Source organism: Psychroflexus sp. MBR-150 (assembly GCF_053628795.1).
Window position 1 is genome coordinate 216,948 of the sequence record NZ_JBRJHB010000002.1, and the last position, 25,648, is coordinate 242,595.

Below are 25,648 nucleotides of genomic sequence, written 5' to 3' on the forward strand. Positions count from 1 at the left end.
AGTGAAATGTATAAGGATGGGCAATTAAAGGCGTCTCACATTTAATTGATGATATTTCGACTATTTGCCGAACCAACGCCGATAAGTGCATCAAAACGAGCTCCAACATCTCGGTAATAAACCAATATAACGTAGTCGTTTTCTGTGATGTCATAACTTCCGCTGACAAAATGGTCATCAAACTCGCCGTCAGCAGAAAGATAAACATATTTGTAGTTATAAAAACCTTGTTTGAGCAAGATTTGAGTTTCAAATAGACCTGTTTTTTCGTTATAATCCAGATGAGTTTCGTCTGTTAAACTATAGTTGTTAAAACGACCGTAAACATGCAATTCGCCACCATTTAAATCTTTAGGGCAATCTAAACTAAAATGCACCACGGCATATTCTGACTCTCTATTGACATCTTGACCTTGAACGGTATTGATTTTAAAACTGCCATTGATATCGGGGTTGTAAACATATTCTCGTCCTTGTCTGACTCTATCGGTATCCAAATAGGTATGATATAAATCAAACAATTCAACCCGCTGAATGTTAATAGTCGAAACTCTGATGTCGCGATTGTCGAAATATAAAAATTCATTTCCACCCCAAAAAGCAGTCTTATTAGGATAATTAAACACCAAAGTATTGCCAGAAGTAAATTGTGGTTTGATGTCGTAAATTGCAGATTTGAAATCATTGTTTTGAACCAGTACCGTATTGACAGTTTGTTCAGGATTTTTAAAAATAAAACCATCACGACCTACGCTGTATTGCAACAATTGTTTTTTGCCAATTTCTTTTAAGTCCCGCGAACGTCTTACTTGAGCTTGCACGTCAACTTGGCGATTATAGACCATAAATTTTCTTGAAAACACCAACTGCCTGTTGCTGTTAAAAATCTTCAACATATAATTTCCAGAAACTTTCAATCGTCTGGTGTTTTTGTTTGGGATCTGCAATTCGTAGTGCGTGTAAGGTTGAAGTGTTGTTAATGAGTTTTTAAAATCAAAAATTCTAATGTTGTCAAAGCCTTCAATATATTCGTTTTTAGCCAACTTTGAGGGCGTCCAGTTGTAATTGTAATGCTCAATTTTGTAATAGAAATCTGCAACGTCAGCTCTGATATCGTCAAAACTTAAATTGAGATTATCGTTAAGTGAAATCACAGGTGTGCCAGTCAAATCAGCTTGTCCAGTAAATTGAATGGTTTTAATATATTCTGGTGGCAAAACTTCATATTCTTGAGCATAAAAATAATTGGATAATAAAATAATAAATGAGACGAAAATACTTTTCATATTAAATGATTGATTCACAAATTTATAATAATAATTAGTTTTTAAAGCATATATTATTTAGAATAATTATAAATAAGTTAATATCAACATTTGTTTAAGACCTAAATGAAGTTTTAATTATTAAGTTTGTATCCCGAAAAAACACGCTTTAAATATGGCTATTGATATTAAAGTTAAACGCGGTTTAAAATTGCGACTTAAAGGTGAAGCTGAAAAGATAAAATCACCTGCACTCAAATCTAAAACTTACGCCTTAATTCCTGACAATTTTCACGGTCTTGTGCCAAAAATGTTAATTAAAAAAGAAGGCACGCCAATTAAGGCAGGCGAAGCTTTGTTTTATTCTAAATACAATGAAAAAACAAAAGTTGTTTCACCCGTAAGTGGTAAACTAAAGACCATAGAACGTGGTGCGAGACGTCGTATTTTGAGAGTGATTATTGAAGCTGACGACGAATTTGAATATGTTAGTCACGACAAACTTGACCCTTTAAAAACTGATGCTGATAAATTGAAAAATCATATTTTTGAAGCAGGATGTGGTGCATTTTTCAAACAAAGGCCATACGACATTCCAGCAAATGCTGATGATACACCCAAAGCTATTTATATTTCAGCCTTTAACACAACACCGCTTGGTGCTGATTTTGAATTTATACTGAAAGACAAAAAAGAGCATTTTCAAAACGGAATAAATGCCTTGACAAAATTGACAGATGGCAAAGTTTATCTCGGTGTTGATAGAAATGCTAAAAGCTTTTTGCACGATACTGAAAACGTTGAGCTTATCAGAGTTTCTGGTCCGCATCCAGCAGGCAATGTTGGGGTTCAAATCCAAAAAACAAATCCTATCAACAAAGGTGAAAAAGTTTGGACCATTAGACCTGAAGATGTCGCTATTATAGGCGAATTGTTGTCAACAGGTAAATTTAATGCCGAGCGAACCATTGCGGTTTGTGGTAGTGATGCTGTTGATAGACAATATTTTACAACTCTTATCGGTGCTGAAATCAATTCAATCATTGAAGAAGTCGATACCAACAAAACCAGAATTATTTCTGGAGATGTATTTACAGGAGATAAAGCTGAAAATGGTGATCATATCAATTTTTTTGCTAATGAAATCACTTTAATTCCTGAAGGAAATCACTACAGAATGTTTGGGTGGTTACCTTTTAAAGACAATTATATTCCTTCAATGTCTAATACTTCGCTTTCAAGATTATCAGGTCATAAAGAGTATGTGGTTGATACTAATCTAAACGGCGAAGAAAGAGCACTTGTAGTTACAGGTGAAATGGAAAAAGTTATGCCGATGGATATTATGCCGATGCAATTATTAAAAGCGTGTATGACGGGTGATATAGATAAAATGGAAAACCTCGGAATATATGAAGTAGTTCCTGAAGATTTTGCTTTGGTCGATTATGTGAACACTTCTAAAGTAGAAGCTCAAGAAGTCATCAGACAAGGATTAGATTTAATGCTAACAGAAGTAGGCTAAAAATAAAATTTACGATGAATTGGATTAGAAAAAAAATAGACGAAATTAAAAAACCTTTTCAGCCTGGTGAAAAGTATGAAAAATTTGCACCAGCTGTAAACGCACTTGATACTTTTTTGTTTGTGCCTAATCATACTACAAAAAAAGGTGCACACATACGCGATGCTGTTGATTTAAAAAGAACAATGATAACTGTAGTTATTGCTCTAATTCCAGCTTTGATTTTTGGAATATGGAACACAGGTTATCAGCATTTCAAGCAATTAGATGTTGAATACACATTTATGGATGCTTTCTTGCACGGTGCTATCAAAATTGTGCCAATGATTATTGTGTCTTATGTTGTTGGACTTGGTATTGAGTTTGGCTTTGCCGTAAAACGCGGACACGAAGTAAATGAAGGCTACTTGGTTACGGGACTTTTAATTCCTATGATTATGCCTGTAGATATCCCGTTGTGGATAGTTGCTTTGTCGGTTGCCTTTGCAGTATTAATCGGTAAAGAAGCTTTTGGAGGAACGGGTATGAATATTCTTAATCCAGCTTTAACAGCAAGAGCCTTCGCCTTTTTTGCCTATCCAACCTATATGTCAGGAGACAAAGTTTGGGTAAGTGGAGCTACAGAAGTCAGTGGCATTTCAGGCGAAACCATTTTAGGAACTTTAGCCGCGGGCAAAGAAGTAGCTTACAATAGTGCAGATATGTTTTCAGGATTTATACCAGGCTCTATTTCTGAAACTTCAACCTTATTTATTTTAGTTGGAGCTTTGATTTTGATCTTAACCAAAATAGGCAGTTGGCGTATTATCTTAAGTGGATTTATTGGTGCAGCAGTTATGGCACTTATCTTTAATGCCCTTGGAAGCTCGGTTTTTACAAATAATGATTTGATGAATTTCCCTTGGTATAATCACCTTATTGTTGGTGGATTAGCTTTTGGTGTGGTGTTTATGGCAACAGATCCTGTAAGTGCAGCACAGACCTTAAAAGGGAAATGGATATATGGATTTTTAATTGGATTCTTAGGCGTTATGATCAGAATATTTAATCCCGCATATCCAGAAGGCGTTATGTTGGCTATATTATTAATGAACGTATTTGCTCCAACAATAGATCATTACGTTATTCAAGGCAATATCAAGCGAAGACAAAAACGCTTAAAATTACAAACCGCAAAAACCTCATAAAATGGATAGAAATAGTAATACTTATACTTTCATTTTTTCTATTTCGATGGTTATCGTAGTAGCTGTTGTTTTATCCTTTTTGGCGACAAGTTTAAAACCTCAGCAAAGCAAAAATGTAAGACAAGAAAAAATGCAAAACATTTTAAATACCTTTGTTGGTGATAGTATAGAAGTCGATGGAAAAAAAGTAGAACTAACAAGAGAGTTGGCTTCAGAAAAATTTGATGAATTTATTAAAAATCAATATGCCCTAAACTACAAAGGTGAAACCGTTGAAAGTGTAAACGCTTTTAATATCAATTTGGCAACAGAAATTAAAAAACCTGTTGAAGAACAAATTTTTCCTTTATATGAAGCAGAATTTAATGGTCAAACTTTTTTTGTTATTCCACTACGAGGCTCGGGTCTTTGGGATGCTATTTGGGGCTATGTTGCTTTAAAGGATGACTTGAATACTATTGAGGGAATTATTTTTGACCACAAAGGAGAAACCGCTGGTCTTGGTGCAGAAATCACCACAGATTGGTTTCAAGAAAGATTTAAAGATGAAAAGATCTATGATGGCAATAACATTGTTGGCGTTGAAGTTACAAAAGGTTACAGTGGAGGAAACGACAAAACAGACCATCAAGTGAATGCCATATCAGGTGCTACAATGACAGGCAATGGTGTGACAAATATGATGAAAGAAAGATTGGCTAAATACAAACCTTTCTTTGAAAAATTAAAAAATTCTAAACTCGCAATACAATAAATTATGAGTGAACAGAAAAAAGAAATAAAAACGAAAGAAGAAAAGAAAAAAGAGGAAATGATTCTCTTTTTATCGAAGTCTGAAGAAAAAGAAGCTTTTTTATCAAGAGCTAATAGAAAATTACTCACAGATCCATTAAACGATGATAATCCTATAACCGTCCAAGTACTTGGAATTTGCTCTGCTTTGGCAATTACAGTCCAACTCAGACCAGCAATAGTGATGTCTTTGGCAGTTATTTTTGTAACGGCTATGGGGAATGTTGTGATTTCATTATTGCGAAATTTAATTCCTAATCGTATCCGTATTATCGTACAATTAGTCGTGGTTGCTTCGTTGGTTATAGTGGTTGACCAAGTATTAAAAGCTTTTTTATACGATGTCAGCAAACAGCTTTCCATTTTTATTGGATTAATTATAACCAACTGTATCATTATGGGTCGCTTAGAAGCCTTTGCCTTAGGTAATAAGCCGTGGAAATCATTTTTAGATGGAATTGGAAATGGAGCTGGCTACGGTATAATTTTAATTATAGTTGCCTTTTTTAGAGAATTATTAGGCTCAGGCAAACTATTAGGCTACGAAATATTAGGTCATAAAGGTTTGACTTTAGCCGATTCAACTGGACTTTATGCCTTAGGTTATGAAAATAATGGATTTTTTCTATTATCGCCAATGGCACTTATTATAGTCGGTCTTGTGATTTGGTATCAACGCTCTCGCAACCGCAAACTTATTGAAGAAAGTTAATAAAAATTTTATAATTTAAATCATATGGATTTATTGAATTTATTCGTAAAAAGCATTTTTATAGAAAATATGATATTTGCTTATTTTTTAGGAATGTGCTCTTATTTAGCCGTTTCTAAAACCGTAAAAACCGCTGTTGGTCTTGGTGCAGCTGTCATATTTGTATTGCTTATCACAGTGCCACTCAACTATTTGATAGACACTTATTTATTACAACCAGGAGCTTTAAGATGGCTCAGTGAAGATTACGCTAATATCGATTTAAGCTTCTTAAGCTATATTATGTTTATCGCTGTAATCGCTTCTATGGTTCAATTGGTTGAGATGGTTGTAGAAAAGTTTTCACCCGCATTATATGGTTCGCTTGGTATATTTTTACCATTGATTGCCGTAAACTGCTCTATTCTTGGTGGCTCATTATTTATGCAACAAAAAGATTTTACTGGCATAACAGAAGCAATCGTTTATGGTGGTGGAAGTGGAATAGGTTGGTTTCTCGCTATTTTAGCTATTGCGGCAATAAGAGAAAAAATTGCTTATTCCAATGTGCCTGCTCCGCTTAAAGGCTTAGGAATTACTTTTATTATTACTGGCTTAATGGCTATCGGTTTTATGAGTTTTATGGGTATAAAATTAGAAGGAAATGAAGATACAAAAGAAAAAACCACAGCATCTACTATACAAATAGAAAAAAATAAACCTGATAGCAAGACTGTCGAAGTTACTTTAAATAAAACTAAAAACGAATAAACAAAAGGTATTATGGATGTTATTTTAGCGAGTGTAATTGTTTTTTTAGTCTTGATAATACTTTTGGTTATGGTGCTATTAACCGCCAAAGCCAAATTATCACCTTCAGGACCCGTAACAATTAATGTTAATGACGAAAAAGATATGGAAGTCAGTTCAGGTTCAACGCTGTTGTCCACACTTGGCGAAAACAAATTGTTTTTACCATCTGCTTGTGGTGGTGGCGGAACTTGTATTCAGTGTAAATGTATTGTTAAAGAAGGTGGCGGTGCAATATTGCCTACAGAAGAACCTAATTTTACCAAAAGAGAAATAGCAGAAGGTTGGCGTTTAGCATGCCAAGTCAAGGTGAAACAGGATATGAAAATTGAAGTTCCAGAAGAAGTTTTTGGAATTAAAAAATGGGAAGCAACTGTGGTTTCTAATTACAATGTCGCTTCATTTATTAAAGAATTTGTAGTAGAAATTCCTGAAGATATGGATTATAAAGCTGGTGGATATATTCAAATTGAAGTACCACCTTGCGAAGTGAAGTTTGAAAATATCGACATTGAAGCCCATCCAGAAGAGCATCCAGGTCAGCCTGACAAATTCCAAAAGGAATGGGATAACTTTAAACTTTGGCCTTTAGTGATGAAAAACAATGAAACTGTAGAACGTGCTTATTCTATGGCTTCATATCCAGCTGAAGGACGAAGAATTATGTTGAATGTGCGTATCGCTACGCCACCATTTGATAGAGATAAAGGCGATTGGATGAATGTGAATCCAGGTATAGCATCTTCTTATATCTTCAGTCTAAAAAAAGGCGATAAATGTGTGATTTCTGGACCTTACGGCGAATTTTTTATCAATGAAAGTGAAGCAGAAATGCTTTACGTTGGCGGTGGTGCTGGAATGGCACCAATGCGTTCGCACTTGTATCACCTGTTCAGAACTTTAAAAACTAATCGTAAAGTTACCTATTGGTATGGCGGTCGTTCTAAACGTGAATTATTTTATGTGGAACACTTTAAAGCTTTAGAAAAAGATTTTCCTAATTTCAAATTTTATATGGCACTTTCTGAGCCCTTAGAAGAAGATAACTGGAAAGTAAAAAAAGATATTGACGATGAAGAAGGTGATGGTTTTGTCGGGTTTATCCACCAATGTGTAATCGATAATTATTTAAGCAAACACGACGAACCAGAAGAGATTGAATTATATTTTTGTGGTCCACCATTGATGAACCAAGCGGTTCAAAAAATGGGTGAAGATTTTGGTATCCCAGATGAAAACATCAGATTTGATGACTTCGGTGGATAAAATCTATTTATAATTAATACAACCCGAGTCAATAACTCGGGTTTTTTTATCGGTATGGCAGAGCTTAGCAAACAAGAACTTCACAATTTAGCCATGAATATTGTTGGCAAAGATCTCGAAGATCAGGGCTATGAGTTTTTAGCCGTAAACAGTAAGCTTAAAAAAAATCCACAATTTGTGGCTCTTAAAAACAAAAAACTGCATTTTGTTGTTGTTCGAGCAATTAGCTACCCAGACAACCCAAGGGTTTATGACGATAAGTTGATGACCAAAATGAAAAACCACGCCGATAAATTTAATGCACTGACTTTTTTTGCTGGCGTCGGTCTTGCCAATCGTTCAGACTATGAACGTCCATTGACTAAAACAGACGATTATGTGGTTAATTACAATGGTATGATTAAAATTGAGTAACTGATGAAAAATTTTGCGTTTTATATTATTTGTTTCATCACAGTTTTACTGATTTTTTCTTGTAGCCCAAAAAAATATGAACTGAAAGGTAATGCCTTGGGAACAACTTATTCTGTTAATTATTTTTCTGAAACCAAGCAAAATTTTAAACCGCAATTTGATTCTATTTTCAATGTTATTAATCATTCTTTAAGCACTTATATACCTGATTCAGATATTTCAAAGCTCAATCACGGTAAAAATATTAAGGTCGATAATCATTTTAAAAATGTTTTCAAAGCATCTAAACTTATTTATAAAAAAACCGAAGGCTATTTTGACCCTAGTATTGGTTTGATGGTTAATGCATACGGGTTTGGTCCAGAAACTTACGATATACAATTGACTGAAAAAACTATTGATTCCTTAATGAATTTTGTAGGATTTGATAAGTTTTTATTAAAGAATAACACATTACAAACTCATTTACCTTCTTTTTATTTGGATTTTAATGCCATAGCCAAGGGTTATACTGTTGATGTTTTAGCTGATTTTTTAAAAAGTAAAAACATCGATGATTTTTTTGTGGAAATAGGTGGAGAAATTGTTGCTTATGGTCAAGATCACGACCATGATAAAATATGGAATTTTGGAATTGAAACACCAATAGAAAACAATACAAATAGAGAGTTGTCTTACGCCGTTATAATAGAAAATAGAGCTTTAGCCACATCTGGTAATTATAGAAAATTCAAAACGGATTCTCTTACAGGGCAAAAGTTTGTTCACACTATAAACCCTAAAACAGGATTAGCCAAAAAATCTAATGTTTTAAGTGCTTCTGTCGTAGCCAGTAATTGCATGACTGCCGATGCTTATGCTACTGCTTTTATGGCTATGGGTTTTGATAAAGCAAAACAAATCATTGAAAAACAACAGATTAATGCTCTTTTGATTTACGTCGATGAAGCCAATACAACGCAAACCTATATCTCTAACGGTTTAAAGCCAATAGTTTCTGCACTTTAACTTTTAATTTTATTTTAGTCAAAATCTCTTATAAAAATAGTATTTTAGACCAATTTTAATTTGAATTTATGAAGTCTAAATATTTTATCTATTCTTTTCTTTCGCTTTTAATGATATCAATATTTGCATTTAACCTTAATGCACAAGATCTTCAAATTCCAAAAACTGAGCCAGTTGTTACTTCACACAAAGTCAATATTAAAGGTCAAAGTATCAATTATACCACAGAAACGGGAATGCAAGTTTACCACAACAGTGATGGCAAAGCCAAGGCTGATTTGTTTTATGCCTACTACAAACGTTCTGATGTAAACAATATCGAAAATAGACCTTTGTTGTTTTCTTTTAACGGTGGTCCAGGCTCAGCTTCAGTATGGATGCATTTGGCTTATACAGGACCGAGAGTTTTAAAAATAAGCGATGAAGGTTTTCCTGTTCAACCTTACGGGGTTAAAACCAATCCAAATAGCATTTTAGATATTGCTGATATTGTGTATATCAACCCAGTCAATACAGGCTATTCACGACCTATCAAAGATGAAAATGGAAAATTTAATAGAGATGAATTTTTTGGAGTTCAAGCCGATATCAAATATCTATCAGAGTGGATGAATGCATTTGTCCAAAAACACAACAGATGGCTGTCTCCAAAATATTTAATTGGTGAAAGTTATGGCACAGTTCGGGTTTCGGGACTTGCTGATGAGCTCCAAGACAGACAATGGATGTATATCAACGGTGTGATTTTAGTTTCGCCTACGGAATTGGGTAACTTCAGAAATGGCATACTTGAAATTGCAAATCGCTTACCTTATTTTACTGCTGTAGCTTGGTATCATAAACAATTGCCTGCTGAACTTCAACAAAAATCTCTTGAAGAAGCCTTAAAATTGTCGGAACAATTTACAATGAATGAACTTATTCCGCTTTTATATAAGGGTGGTTTTAAAAGTCAACAAGACCTATATCAAGCGGCTGAAAAAATGGCCTATTTTTCTGGGATAGATAAAGATATTTTTATAGAACATAATTTGGATTTTAGTTATAGCAATTTTTGGAAAATGTTACTCAAAGATGAAGGCTTTACCTTAGGTCGTTTAGATTCTCGTTATCTTGGCATAGATCGTCAAGTTGCAGGAACGAGACCAGATTACAATGCAGAACTCACCGCTTGGTTACAAGCTTTTACGCCAGCCATCAATCACTACATCAAAAATGAACTCAAATTTGATGTGCCTTTAAAATACTATATGTTTGGTCCAGTAAGACCTTGGGATAGAAAAAATAGCCAAAACAATACTGGTGAAAGATTGCGTCAGGCGATGGCTCAAAATCCAAGTTTGCAAGTCTTTATTCAATCTGGATATTTTGATGGAGCAACAACCTATTTCAATGCCAAATATACGATGTGGCATATTGATCCGAGTGGAAGAATGCAAGACCGATTTCATTTTAAAGCCTACAAAAGCGGTCATATGATGTATTTGCGAAATGAAGATTTGAAACAAGCCAATGACGATTTAAGAGAATTTATATTGCAAAGTTTACCTGAAAAAGGCAAACCCATTAAATACAACAGAAAATAGCTTACAAAATTCATGATAGACTATTCATCTAAACTTTTAGAAAATGCCGTCGAAGAGATGTCGAGATTTCCTGGCATAGGAAAACGTTCGGCATTGCGTTTAATTTTGCATTTGCTCAATCAACCTGAAGAACAAACGGTTGACTTAGCTCAGGCTTTAGTGAAACTGAGAACAGAAATTAAATTTTGTAAAAATTGCCATAATATCAGTGATTCTGAGCTTTGCGAAATCTGTCAAAGTTCAAAGCGTCAAAATGAGATAGTCTGCGTTGTAGAAGATATTAGAGATGTGATGGCCATTGAAAACACACAACAATACAAAGGCTTATATCACGTGTTAGGCGGAAAAATCAGCCCGATGGATGGAATTGGTCCTCAAAACCTGAATATTGACAGCTTAGTCCAAAAAGTAAAAGACGGTAAAATTGACGAAATTATCTTTGCACTAAGCTCAACAATGGAAGGCGATACCACAAACTTCTATATCTATAAACAAATTCAAAATTACAATGTTAAAACATCAAGTATAGCTCGTGGTATATCAGTAGGAGACGAATTAGAATTTGCTGATGAAATCACTCTTGGAAGAAGTATCATCAACAGGCAGCCTTTTGAAACTACTTTAAAACCTTAAAAATTGAAAGTCTCTGTAATCATTGTGAGTTACAAAGTGCCTTATCACTTAATGCTTTGTTTAGAAAGTTTAAACTCAGCCATCAGAGATTTAGATGCCGAAATTATTGTGGTTGATAATGCTTCAAACGATAAAACTTCTGAACTTGTTTCAAAATACTTTCCTCAAGTAAAATTTATACAAAACCCCAACAACGATGGCTTTTCAAAAGCTAATAATATTGGCATCAATCAAGCTAAGGGCAAATACATTTTTCTGATCAATCCTGATACCGTAATCTCAGAAACATCTATAAAAGCAACTATCAAAAAACACGAAAGCTTTGATAATTGTGGAATTTTAGGTCTCAGATTGATTGATGGCACAGGACATTTTTTGCCAGAAAGTAAAATCAATAAATTGACCTTAAAAGTTGCGGCATTAAAGATGTTAGGCTTCTCAAAACAATATTATAACAACAATTTATCAGAAGGCGAAGAAGGACAAACCACAACGCTTGTCGGCGCTTTTATGTGTTTTAGGAAACAAGATTATGAGCGATTAGAAGGATTAGACGAACGCTATTTTATGTATGGTGAAGATATCGATTTGTGTTATCAATTCACCAAAGCTGGATATCAAAACTATTATTTAGGTAAAGAAAGTTTGATACATTTTAAAGGAGAAAGCACATTACGAGATGATGTTTATTTTAAACGTTTCTTTGATTCGGTCAAGTTTTTTTTTACAAAACACTATTCCAATTCAAAATTGATGATAGGTATTCTATCCATCTTTTTCATCATTGCCAAACGATTCAAAAAATCTGATATGCTTAAAAAAGCAAATGTCAAACCCGATTACAATAACATTTTTTACATCGGTCAAAATAAAGAGCTCTATCAAAAACTGAAGATCCATTACAATAAGAATATCAAAACTTTAGAACCAAAACAAATTGATAGTCAAAACTACAAAGACAGTCTTATTGTTTTTGACACCAAAACGCTATCATATCAGCGGGCTATAGATTTTATGCTTAAAAACAACAATTCAGGAAATGCCTTTAGATTTATTCCCCAACATTTTGATGTTTTGATAGGAAGTGATAGTAGCACATCTCAAGGTGAAGTGGTGTTTTTGAAATAATGATATTGATAAAATCATCAAATCATTTATCTGTTTTTTGCAATTTTTAAATTTATACTTGTATTTTTAAGCTTTTTATAACAAAATAAAATCTTAGTTGTGAGCGATAATATTTAAATTTGATGATATAAATCAAAAAATTTTTAATTATGTCATTTAAACTACCAGATTTAGATTATGCTTATGATGCACTTGAGCCTCATATTGATGCTAAAACTATGGAAATTCATCATAGTAAACATCACGCAGGTTATACGAACAAATTAAATGCAGCCATTGAAGGCACAGAAAATGATGACAAATCAATTGAATTTATTTTGTCAAATTTAGACCTCTCAAACTCAGCGATAAGAAATAATGGTGGAGGATATTACAACCATTCACTATATTGGAAAATTATGTCGCCAAACGGAGGAGGTCAACCCAGCGGAGATTTATTAGAAGCTATTAATAAATCATTTGGTTCTTTTAATGATTTTAAAGAAGCGTTTTCTAAAGCGGCAGCCACACAATTTGGCTCAGGTTGGGCATGGTTGACCGTTCATGAAAAAGGTGGAGTAGAAGTGTGTTCTACGCCTAACCAAGACAACCCACTGATGCCTAATATAGGTTGTGCTGGTGTTCCTATTCTTGGTATTGATGTATGGGAGCATGCTTACTATCTCAATTATCAAAACAGAAGACCTGATTATATTGAAGCTTTTTTTAACGTCATAAATTGGGATGAAGTTTCAAAGCGTTACAAAGAAAATAAATAACATCTCTTTCTCTCATATTAAAAACAGTAAATCTTTTTTGATTTACTGTTTTTTTTTATTTAAAGTCCTAATTTTGTTAAATGCTAAAACATAGAATAATAACGGATAGGCTTGAGTGTGGCACTGATGAAGCAGGACGAGGTTGTTTAGCTGGACCTGTAACCGCAGCAGCTGTTATTTTACCTGCAGATTTTTCTAATTCTTTAATCAACGACTCTAAGCAACTTTCTTTAAAAAAAAGAGAAAGTTTAAAATCTATTATCAAAAAAGAAGCTATTGCCTATGGAATCGCTCATGTGTTTCCTGATAAAATAGACAAAATCAATATTTTAAATGCATCAATTTTAGCTATGCACAAAGCCATAGAGCAATTAAGTCCACAACCGGAATTTATTTTAGTTGATGGAAATCGATTTAAAAACTTCAAAAATATAAATCATGAATGCATAATTAAAGGTGATGCAAAATACCTTAATATTGCAGCAGCTTCTGTTCTTGCTAAAACATCTAGAGATGAATTTATGCTTAAATTACACCAACAAAACCCAAAATATCATTGGAAACAAAATAAAGGATATCCAACAAAGCAACACAGAGAAGCCATACAAACATATGGAGTTACATCTCATCATAGACAAAGCTTTAAACTATTGCCCGACCAGTTAAAATTAAATTTTGAAGTTCAATAAATTATGTCATAATCATCTTATGAAACGATATTTAATTTTAAGCTTACTGCTAATATTGGCATCATGTAGTCAAAATAAAATTGAAGAAAGTGAATCTATACACTTCATACCACCTGATGCAGCACTAATTTTGAGCCACCAAGATTATTCAAAATATTTAGAAAAACTTGATAAACAAAACTTTTTAAGAACTCATAAAGAAAATTCAGTCATTAAATTTTGGTCGCTTCAGCATTGGCATGATTTAGTTGAAATGCCTGAAGAGTTTTTGTTAACCTATAATGTTATAGGTAAGAACAAATTAGCACAAACCTTGATAACTAAAGATTTTAAAAATTCAAGTATCCAAAAAGAGTCTAAATTAACTTATACCTACAATCAAATTAAAATAAAAACTTTTGAAACAAATAAACAAGAGTTTTTTATGACACAGTTAGCTGATAATACCATTTTTAGCACTTCAAAAATTATTATAGAAAATGTTATTAGAAATTATAAAGACAATATTAAAACGAATCAACACATCAAAAAACTATACGATGTGCTATCAGAGAATACGCCTTCTGTAGTTATAAACACTACATTTTTTTCAAAAGTCTCTAAGTTTTTTTTTACAAAAGAGTTTTCAAAAGAATTTCTTTCTCTCTCTGATTATATGGGGTTCGATCTTATTTTAGATGAAAATCAAATACTCTTTAGCGGAATTGTTTTGAAAACACAAGACAAATCCCATCTATGGTCAAATTTTAGAGAAATAAAGCCAAAAAAATCTTTTGTTGCTGAGGTTATACCAAGTTACTTTGTAAGTGCTAAAAGTCTTTTAATATCAGATTACAAAACATTTACACATCAAGAAAATTTAGTCAAAAAAACACCGATCAATGATAGTGTTTTTTTTGATATCAATGAAATAGCTCAATTTAACCTGCCATTAGGTAAGGGCGTAGCAATGGTGTCAAATGATATTAGTAAAACTTATGAAATGCTCAAGGATGATGCTTTACCTATAAAAAAATTTGGTGCTTATCAAATCTATCAACTAAATCATAAACTTGAAACAAATGCAGAACTTCAAAATTTTATAAAACTTGGCGAGCTTAAAAACTTTGTCGTTTTTCAAGATATCATTGTCGGTTCAAATCGGCTTGATGTATTAGAAGATATTATTATACAGGTTAATAATCAAAACGTATTGTCTCTGCAACAAAATTATAAAAATCACTTAAAATCACTCACCGACCAAAGTCATATCTTGTGGTTTACAAATTTAAGTCAGCAAAAAAACTTTTTTGAGCAATATGCTCAACCATCTTATAAAAATGATTTTAAAGCTTTTAACTGGAAAACTTATGGAATTGCAGTAACACAACTTATAGTTGAAGATGATTTTGCTTACTTTAATATTATTCATAAAAAGACTGATTTAGGCAATAATCAAAAAGCTGTTAAACAGTTAGCGAGGCTAAAATTAGAGTCAACAATACAGAATGCACCGCAATTTTTTAAAAACTGGAGAACAGGTCAGTATGATATTGTTTATCAGGATATTAACAACGTTTTGCACCTTAAGGATACAAAAGGTAATCTCATTTGGTCAAAACCTTTAGACAGCCCAATAGTTGGTAAAATCAGAACCATTGATATTTATAAAAATACGCGTTTACAACTCGCCTTTGCAACTCAACATAAAGTTTATGTTTTAGATAAAAATGGAAATGAAGTTGACCCATTTCCACTTAACTTTAACAATAAGATTACACAAAGTCTCTCTGTTTTTGATTACGATAACAATGGGCGATATCGTTTTGTCGTGATTATGGACAATAGAATCAGAATGTTTAATAAACAAGGAAAACGCGTCAAAGGCTTTCAATTTAATAGAACTAAAACGCCTTTAGATTTGCCTTTGAAACACATTAGAATCGATAAAAAAGATTATATTTTAGCACAAGAAGAAACGGGGCAGTTACATATTTTAAGCCGAACAGGTAAGAATAGAGTTCAGATTGATAAGAATTTTGAACCTACACATAATGAATGGTATGAACATCAAAAGGAGTTTGTTTCTATGTCAAACAAGGGCCAAATCATTAAGATTAATCCAAACGGAGATGTGAGTATCAGTTCTAAGAAGTGGATTAATCCTAAGTTTGTGGCAAATCCAGAAATAATGGCGAGCATGTCAGAGAATCAACTTTATATCAATGATGCATCAGCAGAACTTCCTTATGGTGTTTATACTAACCCTTTCATAAAAAACAATTTTGTAGCTATAGCCGATTTGCAAGCACAAAAGGTTTACGTTTTTGATAAAAAGGCTAATTTGATAAATGGATTTCCTGTTTATGGCAAATCTATTTCTGACGTTTATAGCAAAAATAACGAGTTGATTTTGCTTTGTCAAGATTCTGATGATGCTGTTTTGATTTACAGTATTATAACAGAATAATTTTATTTAATGCTTTTAATCGATAACTAACAATAAGTTTAAACTAAATTAGAATGTTAGCTTGAATATATTTTACATTTGTAATTCAATTTAAAGTCAATGTCAGATTCTAGAAACTATGCTGGACAATTTCTCAAAAAAATTAACAAACGTGTAAATTGGCATAGTCATTTTACACTTTTTATTTTGTCTTTTCTTATCGCTTTTGGGCTTTTTTATTTAGTTAGCGATTCACAATTTAATGATACTCAGAATTATGTACTCTTTATTTTGTTTCTTTCTATTGCACTTTGGGTTACCGAAGCTATACCGCCTTTTGCTGTTGGTATTTTAATTATTGGCTATTTGGTTTTTACCCTTGGTAAAGACGAACCAGAAAACGTCAAAAAATATGTTCAAACTTGGTCAGATAGTGTGATATGGCTGTTTTTGGGTGGATTTTTTCTTGCCGAAGCCATGAAAAAAACAGGTTTAGATAAAGATTTATTGAGAATAACCATTCCAAAATTTGGAAATAAATCTAATGTTATTCTTCTCGGCTTGATGATGTTAACTGCAGTTTTGTCAATGTTGATGAGTAACACCGCAACAACTGCTATGATGATTGCTACAATTACACCAATATTAAAAAATTTAGGGTCTAAAGCAGCACTATCAAAAAATTTACTCATAGGCATTCCTGCGGCAGCATCGGTTGGCGGTATGGGAACCATCATAGGTTCGGCACCAAATGCCATTGTTGTTGGAGCTTTAGAAGGTGTTGGTATCAGAATTTCTTTTTTAGAATGGATGTTGTTTGGTATTCCAATAGCCTTAATTTTAATCTTAGTGTTTTGGTATGCCTTACTGAAAAAAAACCCCATTCAAACGAAGACTCTCCAACTTGAGAATTTATTTAATACTGCAGAAGACGCACCTCCTCAAAAACACGCCAAGCTACACAAACGATTAACTTTAATAATTTTAGCAGGAACACTAATATTATGGTTAACTTCAGGTTTTACAGGTATTCCTGTGGCAGTTGTTTCTGGTATTCCTATTATGGCTTTAACGATGTTTTCAATCATTGAGTCAGACGAAGTCAGGGCTTTACCTTGGGATACTTTGATGTTAGTTGCTGGCGGTTTAGCACTTGGTTTAGCTGTTCAAGAACAAGGTTTGGCACAGTATTTTGTGAGTTTAATTCCAACTTCAGATATTAACATTTATATTCTATATATAGCATTTGGATTATTTACAGTTGCATTTTCAAATATTATGAGTAACACAGCCACAGCAACCATATTTATACCTATTGCTATTTCTTTAATTATGAGCATTGATGTATCAAATGCTATAACTTTACCCATGATTATTGGGCTCTCTGCATCTTGTGCTTTGTTGCTTCCAGTGTCAACACCGCCAAACGCTATTGCCTTTAGCACAGGAATGCTCAAACAATCAGATTTTAGATTTGGTGGGATTTTTATTGGTTTGCTTGGACCATTTGTGGTAATTATGTGGTCAATGTTGATGATAGGGATGTTTTATTAGAACTCACTCGTAAAATGAAACTTTAAACTCTTGTATTTATCTTGCGTCATTTGTAACGAAAAAGCAGAATCTGCTAAAAACACCAACTGATTGCGTTTGTCTCTAGCGAGGTATTTAGATTTTATTCGGGTAAATTCTTTAAACTCTTCGCTGTTTTCATCCTCAACCTCTATCCAACAGGCTTTATGCACGTTGATATTTTCATAAGAACATTTAGCACCGTATTCGTGTTCAAGTCTATATTGAATCACTTCGTATTGTAAAGCTCCAACCGTTCCTATTATTTTTCTGTTGTTCATTTCTAAAGTAAAAAGTTGAGCCACTCCTTCATCCATCAATTGATTGATGCCTTTGTTGAGTTGTTTTGATTTCATCGGGTCAGCATTGTTGATATATCTGAAATGCTCTGGCGAAAAGTTTGGTATCCCTTTATACATCAATTTTTCACCTTCTGTTAGTGTATCACCAATTTTAAAATTTCCCGTGTCGTGAAGACCGACAATATCGCCAGGATACATCTCATTTACTACTTGTTTTTTCTCAGCAAAAAAAGCATTAGGACTAGAAAATTTTAAATTTTTGCCTTGTCTCACGTGTAGGTAAGGTTTGTTGCGTTCAAATTTTCCAGACACGACTTTTACGAACGCTAATCTGTCTCGGTGTCTTGGATCCATATTGGCGTGGATTTTAAACACAAATCCTGTGAATTGATCTTCATCAGGTTTCACTTCTCGTATATCACTCATTTTTGAGCGTGGTGAAGGTGCAATTGTGATAAAACAATCCAATAACTCTCTCACGCCAAAATTGTTCAAAGCAGACCCAAAAAATACAGGTTGTAAGTTTCCTTTTTTATAAGCATCAATATCAAAATCTGGGTAAACACCTGTAGCTAATTCCACTTCATCTCTTAAATTCTTAGCGGCGGTTTCGCCTAACAATTCATCTAAATCTGGTTTGGATAGATCATTGATTTCTATGGTGTCTTCAATATCTTTTCGTGGGTCGCCAGTAAATAAATTGATATTGCTTTCCCAAATATTGTAAATCCCTTTAAAATCATATCCCATTCCAATTGGGAAACTCAAAGGCGTCACCTTCAAATCTAATTTTTGCTCTATTTCATCGAGTAGTTCAAAAGCATCTTTACCTTCACGGTCGAGTTTATTGATAAACACAATCATCGGGATGTTGCGCATACGACAAACTTTCACCAACTTTTCGGTTTGTTCTTCAACGCCTTTTGCCACATCTATCACCACTATAACGCTATCTACAGCCGTTAAAGTTCTAAAGGTATCTTCTGCAAAATCTTTGTGACCTGGCGTATCTAAGATGTTGATTTTATTGTTTTTATATTCAAATCCTAAGACAGATGTGGCAACAGAAATACCACGTTGGCGTTCAATCTCCATAAAGTCACTCGTCGCACCTTTTTTGATTTTATTTGATTTTACAGCGCCAGCTTCGTTTATAGCACCGCCAAATAACAATAATTTTTCAGTTAATGTTGTTTTTCCTGCATCTGGGTGCGACACAATACCAAAGGTACGTCGCCTGTTGATTTCGTCTTTAAATTTCATGCTGCAAATTTAATTTTTTAACCAGAATAGGCGAGGAGAGAAGCTAAATCTTTTTTTAAAGGAGCTTGGTATTAAAATTAACGTGAGTTCGATTTATTGAAAACTGTAAATCAGATGATTACATATTTTTGTAAGGAAATTTTATCATTTCGAACGAAGAATGAGGAGAAATCTCATCCTACAGAGATGTCTCGTCGCTCATGCTTCGCTCTATCGACATGACAAATGATTAAATATCTGTATTTTATATGAATATATTTTATTGGAATTTATATCGAACTCACGTTAAATTACTTATTTCGTCGGTCACATTTTAAGCAAAAAAAGCTCGGCAAATGACCGAGCTTTTTTGATTTTTAGCGAATTGTAAATTTAAACTGTACCTTGAGCAAGCATTGCATCTGCAACTTTCACAAAACCTGCAATGTTAGCACCTTTGACATAATCTATACTGCCATCTTCAGTTTTGCCATATTTTATGCAAGCATCATGGATGTTTTCCATAATGTCTTTCAGCTTTTGGTCAACTTCTTCAGAAGTCCAACCGTATCGCATAGAGTTTTGCGTCATTTCAAGACCTGATGTTGCTACACCGCCTGCATTAGAAGCTTTGCCTGGTGAAAAAATCACATTTTCCTTTTTAAAATGATTAATAGCATCTAAGGTACATGGCATATTGGCACCTTCAGCAACAACTTTAACTTGTTTGTTAACTAGTTTATAAGCATCGTCACGGTCAAGTTCATTTTGAGTAGCACAGGGCATTGCAATATCAATTTCTGTACCAATATCCCAAGGTTTTTTTCCTTCAAAATACTCAACATGGTCAAATTCATCTGCCATTTCATAAATTCTCCCTCGGCGAACATTTTTTAGATTTTGTAAATAGGCAAATTCTTTTGAGTGAAATCCTTCTGATGAATATACAAATCCAGATGAATCTGACAAGGTAACAACTATTGCTCCTAACTGAATTGCTTTTTTATATGCATATTGGGCAACATTTCCTGAACCAGAAATTGCAATTTTCTTGCCTTTTATTCCTTCATTTACATATTTCAACATATTTTGAGTATAGTAAACTACACCAAATCCTGTAGCTTCTGGTCTCATAAGTGATCCGCCATAAGACAGACCTTTACCAGTCAAAACACCTGTAAATTCATTTTGCAGGCGTTTGTATTGCCCAAACAAATAGCCAATTTCTCGAGCACCTACGCCAATATCGCCAGCGGGAACATCTGTATCATTCCCAATATGTTTGGCTAATTCTGTCATAAAACTTTGACAAAAACGCATCACTTCGTTATCTGATTTTCCTTTAGGATCAAAATCTGAACCGCCTTTTCCGCCTCCAAGTGGAAGTGTGGTTAAGCTGTTTTTAAAAACTTGCTCAAATCCGAGAAATTTAAGAATACTCAAATTTACGGAAGGATGAAATCTTAATCCGCCTTTATATGGCCCAATAGCAGAGTTAAATTGAACGCGATAACCTCGGTTAACTTGTATTTGACCTTCGTCATCTAACCAAGTAACTCTAAAGGTGATGATACGCTCAGGCTCTACCATGCGCTCCAAAAGCATTTTGTCTTGATATTGTGGGTTTTCCTCTATAAAAGGAATAACTGTTTCTGCAACTTCTTTTACAGCTTGCAAGAATTCTGTTTCTCCTGGGTTTTTTTGTTCTACTGAGTTTACAAATTCTTCAATTTTTGATTTCATAATTATGGATATGGTAAAAAATTAGACTTATTTTAATAAAACACAAATATAAAATTATTTTAGGCTTTTAAATTAAAAAAAATGATAAAACAAAGACATATTTTGCAATTTAAGTTTAAACCCGTTTTATAATTTTATAATTACATTTACAGTCTAATATCTACAATAAAACTTAGACTGATTTAGTTATATTTATATGAAAGTTGTAAAACTATTTTTTTGTCTTTTTATCTACAATTTAGGGTTGGCTCAAGATTTTTCTAATCAATGGACGGGCTATTTTTCATACTTAGATATCCGAGATATTTCAGTAGGCAATGACAGGATTGTTGCAGCTGCAGAAAATGCTATTTTTGAATACAATCCTATTTCTCAAACTCAACTTAAAACGGATGCGGTTAATGGCTTAGAAGGTAGCGAAATCAGTGCAATTCATTATTCTGAAGCTTTTGGTTTAAGCATTATTGGCTATGAAAATGGTCTATTGCAAGTAGTTATGGATAACAATGGGCAAGTGTTTACCATTGTTGATATTTTGAATAAACAAACCATTGCTCCTGATAACAAACGCATTAATCATTTTTTAGAGTTTGAAGATAAGGTGTTTATCTCAACAGAATTTGGCATTGCAGAATATAATCTTGCCAATTTAGAATTTGGAGATTCTTTTTTTATAGGTCAAAATGGAGAGCAAATCAATGTAACACAAACCGCAGTTTTTAACTCAACTATTTACGCTTCAACTTTTGGCGGTTCTGTTCGATTTGCCAATGTTGATGATCCAAATTTAGTTGACTTTGATGTTTGGCAAACCATAGGCTCGTCCGACTGGCGTGGCATTATCAATTTTGAAAATCAACTCCTTACCGTTAGAGTTGACAATAGTTTATTTGAAATAGAAAATAATAATTTAAACTTTATCAGGCAGTTTCCTAATGAAGTCAAGCAGTTAAATCAAGATGAAAACCAACTCATTGTTGTGACACCAAATACCGTTCACATTTTAAATGCTCAACTTAATGAAATTGGTCTTGTCAATGCTTTATTTGAAGATATAGAATTAGATACCAATTTTAATACGGCTAGAATTTTAAATGACAATTTATTTATTGGCGATGCTAAGTTGGGTCTTTTGCACATGGACGATATCAACGCCACCACATTCCAAAGAGTAAGTCCAGATGGACCAATTTTAAATTCTGTTTTTAGCTTGACCAGTTTTCAAGATGAACTTTGGGTTGTTTATGGTGGTTATAATCATTTTTTTGTTCCTTTTAGAGTAGAAAATCGAGGCGTGAGTCATTTTACTGGTGAAAATTGGTCAAATTTAACGACTGAAGATCTCGGAAATACTAGGCTGATAAGTGATGCAACTGTAGATATCAATAATCCAAGTCGTGTTTATTTATCGAGTTACAGAGATGGCTTACTGATTTTAGAAAACGAAGAAGTTGTAATCCGATTAGATCCAACAAATTCAAATTTAGAAAATACTGATGGAGGGAATGGTCCTATAATAGGTAACACAAGAATTGGAGCTTCGGTTTTTAATAACCAAGGCGATTTATATATGAGTAATTCTATTACAGAAAATCCTTTAAAACGATTAACAGGCAATAATCAAATTGAAATAGCAGATTTATCAGACACTTTTATTGAACCTTTTGGCACAAGTTCTGGCAAAGTTGCAACAGATAATCAAGGTAATGTCTATTTAGCAACTTTTAGATTTGGGTTGTTTGGTTATCAGCCATCAACAGGTTTAAGCGGTAAAATTGCTAGAGATGTTGAGGGCGTTGATCTACCAGAGGTGTTTGAGCCTAATCCTGCCATAACGGCTATGGAATTTGACCACAACAATAGACTTTGGATTGGTACAGCAGAAGGACTACGTGTGGCTTTCAATCCACAAGCAATGTTTGATGAAAATGCTCAACTTAATGTATCGCCTATTATTTTTTTAGAAGACGGCGTACCTCAAGAGTTGTTGTTTCAACAATTCATCACAGACATTAAAGCCGATGGTGCTAGTAATATGTGGATAGCCACAGCAGATTCTGGCGTATTTCAAGTTAATTCTACAGGTCAAGAAACTTTAAATCAATTTACACAAGACAATTCGCCATTGCCTTCCAATAGTGTAATTAGCATTGAAATCAATGGTGCAACAGGCGAGGTCTTTTTTGGTACTGATAGAGGTTTGGTTTCGTTTCAGAGCAGAGTAACTGACGGCGTTGATAATCTAGAAAATGTCAGGGTGTTTCCCAATCCAGTAAAACCTGGTTTTTCTGGTGTTGTTACCATTGATGGTCTTACTGATAATGCCAACGTAAAAATCACCGATGTTACGGGTAACTTGGTGTATGAAAAATTTGTCTCTGGCGGAAGTATTCAATGGGATACACGTGCTTTTGGTAAACATTTAGTGGCTTCAGGCGTCTATATGGTGCTTATTACTGGTGAAGATCAAATTGAAAATCAAGTAAGTAAAATTATGATTATCAGATAATGTTTGTCAAAACCCAAGCTGTTGTTATTTCTAACGTAAAATATCGTGACTCTGACTTAATTGTAAAATGTTATACCAAGGCTTTAGGCAGTGTAACCTTTATGGTAAAAGGGGTTTTGAAGTCAAAAAAAGGAAAATTTAGAGCTTCTATGTTTCAGCCTTTAAGCTTGATCGATATTGAAATGCAATACCGCAACAAAGGTCATTTAGAATATTTTAAAGAAGTTCAACTCTCACATCATCTCAACGAGTTACAGAGTAATGTTTATAAATCATCTTTGGTGATGTTTTTATCTGAAATCCTAAAGTCAGTCATTGTTGAAGAAGAACAAAATGTAAAACTATATAAATTCATAAATGAGAGTGTTTTATATTTAGAAAACACAACAAAATACGCCAATTTTCATATTGCTTTTATTTTAAAACTTTCTTCATTTTTAGGCTTTTATCCACATCTTTCAACTCATAAGGATGAAATTTATTTTAACCTCAGCGAAGGCTTATTTCAAAATTTTGAAAGTCCTTATACATTAAATCTTGGACTCTCAAATCTGTTTTCTGAATTTATAAGAAACGACTTTAACAATAACCAACATTTGCAACTATCAAAAAAACAACGCTCAGATATTTTAAAACTTCTAATTAATTATTATGAGTTGCATATTGAAAATTTTAAATCGCCTAAGTCACTTGAAGTTATAGAGCAAATTTTTAGTTAGTTTGATTAGGATACCAATCTAACAGACTAACTTCTATTGCATCGTTCTGAGATAAAACCAATTCTTTAAATTTTTCTACATCATAAATGTATGGTTTATCATCTTTTAAACCCCTGTAATGATAAGGCAAAACTTTTTTAGGCTGAAAAGAAAGCACAGCTTCGGCAGCTTTTTCTGGAGACATGGTATATGGCAAATTCATACACATAAATGCAAGGTCGATATCTTTTAGACTTCTCATTTCTGGAATGCCTTCAGTATCGCCACTGATATATACCTTATAATTATCTTTAGAAAGCACATAACCGTTGCCACGACCTTTTGTATGAAACTTCAAACGCCCTTCAGTAACATTATACATTGGAATACCTTTTATGTTAAAACCATGAAAATCAAAAGATTCACCGTTTGAAAGTATTTTAGTTTTATTTTGTAATTCTTTTGGCATCTTTTCATAAACCGCTTTAGGTGCAACTATATCATAAGTTTGCGGTATATTTTGTAAAGTTTCTATATTCAAATGGTCTGGATGAATATCAGTAATTAAGACTAAACTTGGCTTAGGCATATCTCTAAAAGCATCGGCTCCGCCAGTGGGATCTGCATAAATCACCTCATCAGCCCAAGTCATCACAAAAGTAGCGTGCTCTATTGGCATCACTTTAAAAGGACTTTCTTTTTTTGCTTCAGTTTTTTGTTGATGTTCTGAAGTTTTGTTGTCGCTTTTAGGTTCAGATTTACAACTTACAATCAATAATAAAATGGAGAGTTTAAAAAAGGCTTTCATAATGTCAAAATTTTATTACAAATATAAATAAAAACATTGAAAACCTGAGAATCAAATTTTGAGCATCATCAAGACATCTTGAGAGTATTTTAATGTGAGTTAGATTTATTGAAAGCTGTAAATCAGATGATCACATATTTTGTAAGCAAATTTTGTCATTTCGAACAAATAATGAGGAGAAATCTCATCCTACTGAGATGTCTCGTCGCTCATGCTTCGCTCTTTCGACATGACAAATGATTAAATATCTGTATTTTATCTGAATATATTTTATTGGAATTTATATCGAACTCACGTTATTTTATAATGTCAAAAAGCCTTGTAAACATTAGGCTGTGAAGTTGTAGCGAGGAGCAGTTCCGAAGTGTCGGGAGAACTGCCGTACGCCTCGGGCGTATATGAATCCGACGCTCACAAAAACAAGAAAACCCCAAACATATCAGGGCTTAAAAATTGTAGCGAGGAGCAGTTCCGAAGTGTCGGGAGAACTGCCGTACGCCTCGGGCGTATATGAATCCGACGCTCACAAAAACAAGAAAACCCCAAACATATCAGGGCTTAAAAATTGTAGCGAGGAGCAGAATCGAACTGCCG

21 protein-coding genes are annotated in these 25,648 nt (G+C 33.5%); 17 read left to right on the top strand and 4 right to left on the bottom strand.

Going from position 1 to position 25,648, the window contains the following annotated elements:
• Positions 1 to 41: 41 nt before the first annotated feature.
• Positions 42 to 1,286, bottom strand: coding sequence for a type IX secretion system plug protein (locus ACSSV5_RS02115; protein WP_454244565.1), 1,245 nt, complete (start codon positions 1,284 to 1,286; stop codon positions 42 to 44).
• Between the two features lie 154 nt (positions 1,287 to 1,440).
• Here ACSSV5_RS02115 and ACSSV5_RS02120 point away from each other — a divergent pair, with 154 nt between their 5' ends.
• The 15 genes from ACSSV5_RS02120 to ACSSV5_RS02190 all read left to right on the top strand — a co-directional run bounded on the left by ACSSV5_RS02120 (position 1,441) and on the right by ACSSV5_RS02190 (position 17,734).
• Positions 1,441 to 2,790 carry a Na(+)-translocating NADH-quinone reductase subunit A gene (locus tag ACSSV5_RS02120; protein ID WP_454244566.1) on the top strand — a complete coding sequence of 450 codons (1,350 nt, stop codon included), beginning with the start codon at positions 1,441 to 1,443 and terminating at the stop codon, positions 2,788 to 2,790.
• A gap of 14 nt (positions 2,791 to 2,804) precedes the next feature.
• On the top strand, positions 2,805 to 3,977 hold the full coding sequence (locus ACSSV5_RS02125) for an NADH:ubiquinone reductase (Na(+)-transporting) subunit B (RefSeq protein ID WP_454244567.1): 1,173 nt from the start codon (positions 2,805 to 2,807) through the stop codon (positions 3,975 to 3,977).
• A 1-nt stretch (position 3,978) separates the two neighbouring features.
• Positions 3,979 to 4,731 carry an NADH:ubiquinone reductase (Na(+)-transporting) subunit C gene (nqrC, locus tag ACSSV5_RS02130; RefSeq protein ID WP_454244568.1) on the top strand — a complete coding sequence of 251 codons (753 nt, stop codon included), beginning with the start codon at positions 3,979 to 3,981 and terminating at the stop codon, positions 4,729 to 4,731.
• Positions 4,732 to 4,734: 3 nt separating this feature from the next.
• Complete coding sequence (locus tag ACSSV5_RS02135; RefSeq protein WP_454244569.1) at positions 4,735 to 5,481, top strand: NADH:ubiquinone reductase (Na(+)-transporting) subunit D; 747 nt, start codon at positions 4,735 to 4,737, stop codon at positions 5,479 to 5,481.
• A gap of 24 nt (positions 5,482 to 5,505) precedes the next feature.
• Positions 5,506 to 6,231: an NADH:ubiquinone reductase (Na(+)-transporting) subunit E gene (nqrE, locus tag ACSSV5_RS02140; RefSeq protein WP_454244570.1), complete on the top strand. Its 726-nt coding sequence runs from the start codon at positions 5,506 to 5,508 to the stop codon at positions 6,229 to 6,231.
• Between the two features lie 12 nt (positions 6,232 to 6,243).
• Entirely contained in the window at positions 6,244 to 7,536 is a 1,293-nt protein-coding gene (gene nqrF, locus ACSSV5_RS02145; RefSeq protein ID WP_211065585.1) for an NADH:ubiquinone reductase (Na(+)-transporting) subunit F, read from the top strand.
• A 54-nt stretch (positions 7,537 to 7,590) separates the two neighbouring features.
• The gene (locus ACSSV5_RS02150; protein WP_211065586.1) at positions 7,591 to 7,950 is read left to right on the top strand and encodes a Na(+)-translocating NADH-quinone reductase subunit F; all 360 of its coding nucleotides are present in this window, start codon (positions 7,591 to 7,593) and stop codon (positions 7,948 to 7,950) included.
• 3 nt (positions 7,951 to 7,953) lie between these two features.
• On the top strand, positions 7,954 to 8,958 hold the full coding sequence (locus tag ACSSV5_RS02155; protein WP_454244571.1) for an FAD:protein FMN transferase: 1,005 nt from the start codon (positions 7,954 to 7,956) through the stop codon (positions 8,956 to 8,958).
• Positions 8,959 to 9,026: 68 nt separating this feature from the next.
• On the top strand, positions 9,027 to 10,544 hold the full coding sequence (locus tag ACSSV5_RS02160) for a S10 family peptidase (protein WP_454244572.1): 1,518 nt from the start codon (positions 9,027 to 9,029) through the stop codon (positions 10,542 to 10,544).
• Positions 10,545 to 10,559: 15 nt separating this feature from the next.
• The gene (recR, locus tag ACSSV5_RS02165; protein ID WP_454244585.1) at positions 10,560 to 11,177 is read left to right on the top strand and encodes a recombination mediator RecR; all 618 of its coding nucleotides are present in this window, start codon (positions 10,560 to 10,562) and stop codon (positions 11,175 to 11,177) included.
• A 3-nt stretch (positions 11,178 to 11,180) separates the two neighbouring features.
• Entirely contained in the window at positions 11,181 to 12,305 is a 1,125-nt protein-coding gene (locus ACSSV5_RS02170; RefSeq protein ID WP_454244573.1) for a glycosyltransferase family 2 protein, read from the top strand.
• 149 nt (positions 12,306 to 12,454) lie between these two features.
• Positions 12,455 to 13,063, top strand: coding sequence for a superoxide dismutase (locus tag ACSSV5_RS02175; protein ID WP_454244574.1), 609 nt, complete (start codon positions 12,455 to 12,457; stop codon positions 13,061 to 13,063).
• Positions 13,064 to 13,143: 80 nt separating this feature from the next.
• A complete protein-coding gene (locus ACSSV5_RS02180; RefSeq protein ID WP_454244575.1) occupies positions 13,144 to 13,752 on the top strand; it encodes a ribonuclease HII in 609 nt (202 codons plus the stop codon).
• A gap of 19 nt (positions 13,753 to 13,771) precedes the next feature.
• Positions 13,772 to 16,201 (top strand): hypothetical protein, encoded by a 2,430-nt coding sequence (locus ACSSV5_RS02185; RefSeq protein WP_454244576.1) that lies wholly within the window; start codon positions 13,772 to 13,774, stop codon positions 16,199 to 16,201.
• 99 nt (positions 16,202 to 16,300) lie between these two features.
• On the top strand, positions 16,301 to 17,734 hold the full coding sequence (locus tag ACSSV5_RS02190) for an SLC13 family permease (RefSeq protein ID WP_454244577.1): 1,434 nt from the start codon (positions 16,301 to 16,303) through the stop codon (positions 17,732 to 17,734).
• Here ACSSV5_RS02190 and ACSSV5_RS02195 read toward each other — a convergent pair.
• A complete protein-coding gene (locus ACSSV5_RS02195) occupies positions 17,731 to 19,317 on the bottom strand; it encodes a peptide chain release factor 3 (RefSeq protein ID WP_211065592.1) in 1,587 nt (528 codons plus the stop codon). The two genes, ACSSV5_RS02190 and ACSSV5_RS02195, sit on opposite strands and share 4 nt — an antisense overlap.
• 372 nt (positions 19,318 to 19,689) lie before the next feature.
• Entirely contained in the window at positions 19,690 to 21,039 is a 1,350-nt protein-coding gene (gene gdhA, locus ACSSV5_RS02200; RefSeq protein ID WP_454244578.1) for an NADP-specific glutamate dehydrogenase, read from the bottom strand.
• A 196-nt stretch (positions 21,040 to 21,235) separates the two neighbouring features.
• On the opposite strand from gdhA, the gene porZ reads away from it, so the two are divergent.
• Both porZ and recO read left to right on the top strand, forming a co-directional pair.
• Entirely contained in the window at positions 21,236 to 23,548 is a 2,313-nt protein-coding gene (gene porZ, locus ACSSV5_RS02205) for a type IX secretion system anionic LPS delivery protein PorZ (RefSeq protein WP_454244579.1), read from the top strand.
• The gene (gene recO / locus ACSSV5_RS02210) at positions 23,548 to 24,267 is read left to right on the top strand and encodes a DNA repair protein RecO (RefSeq protein ID WP_454244580.1); all 720 of its coding nucleotides are present in this window, start codon (positions 23,548 to 23,550) and stop codon (positions 24,265 to 24,267) included. The genes porZ and recO overlap by 1 nt, the downstream gene beginning before the upstream one ends.
• Here recO and ACSSV5_RS02215 read toward each other — a convergent pair.
• Positions 24,260 to 25,054: an MBL fold metallo-hydrolase gene (locus ACSSV5_RS02215; protein WP_454244581.1), complete on the bottom strand. Its 795-nt coding sequence runs from the start codon at positions 25,052 to 25,054 to the stop codon at positions 24,260 to 24,262. The genes recO and ACSSV5_RS02215 overlap by 8 nt on opposite strands.
• Positions 25,055 to 25,648: the final 594 nt, after the last annotated feature.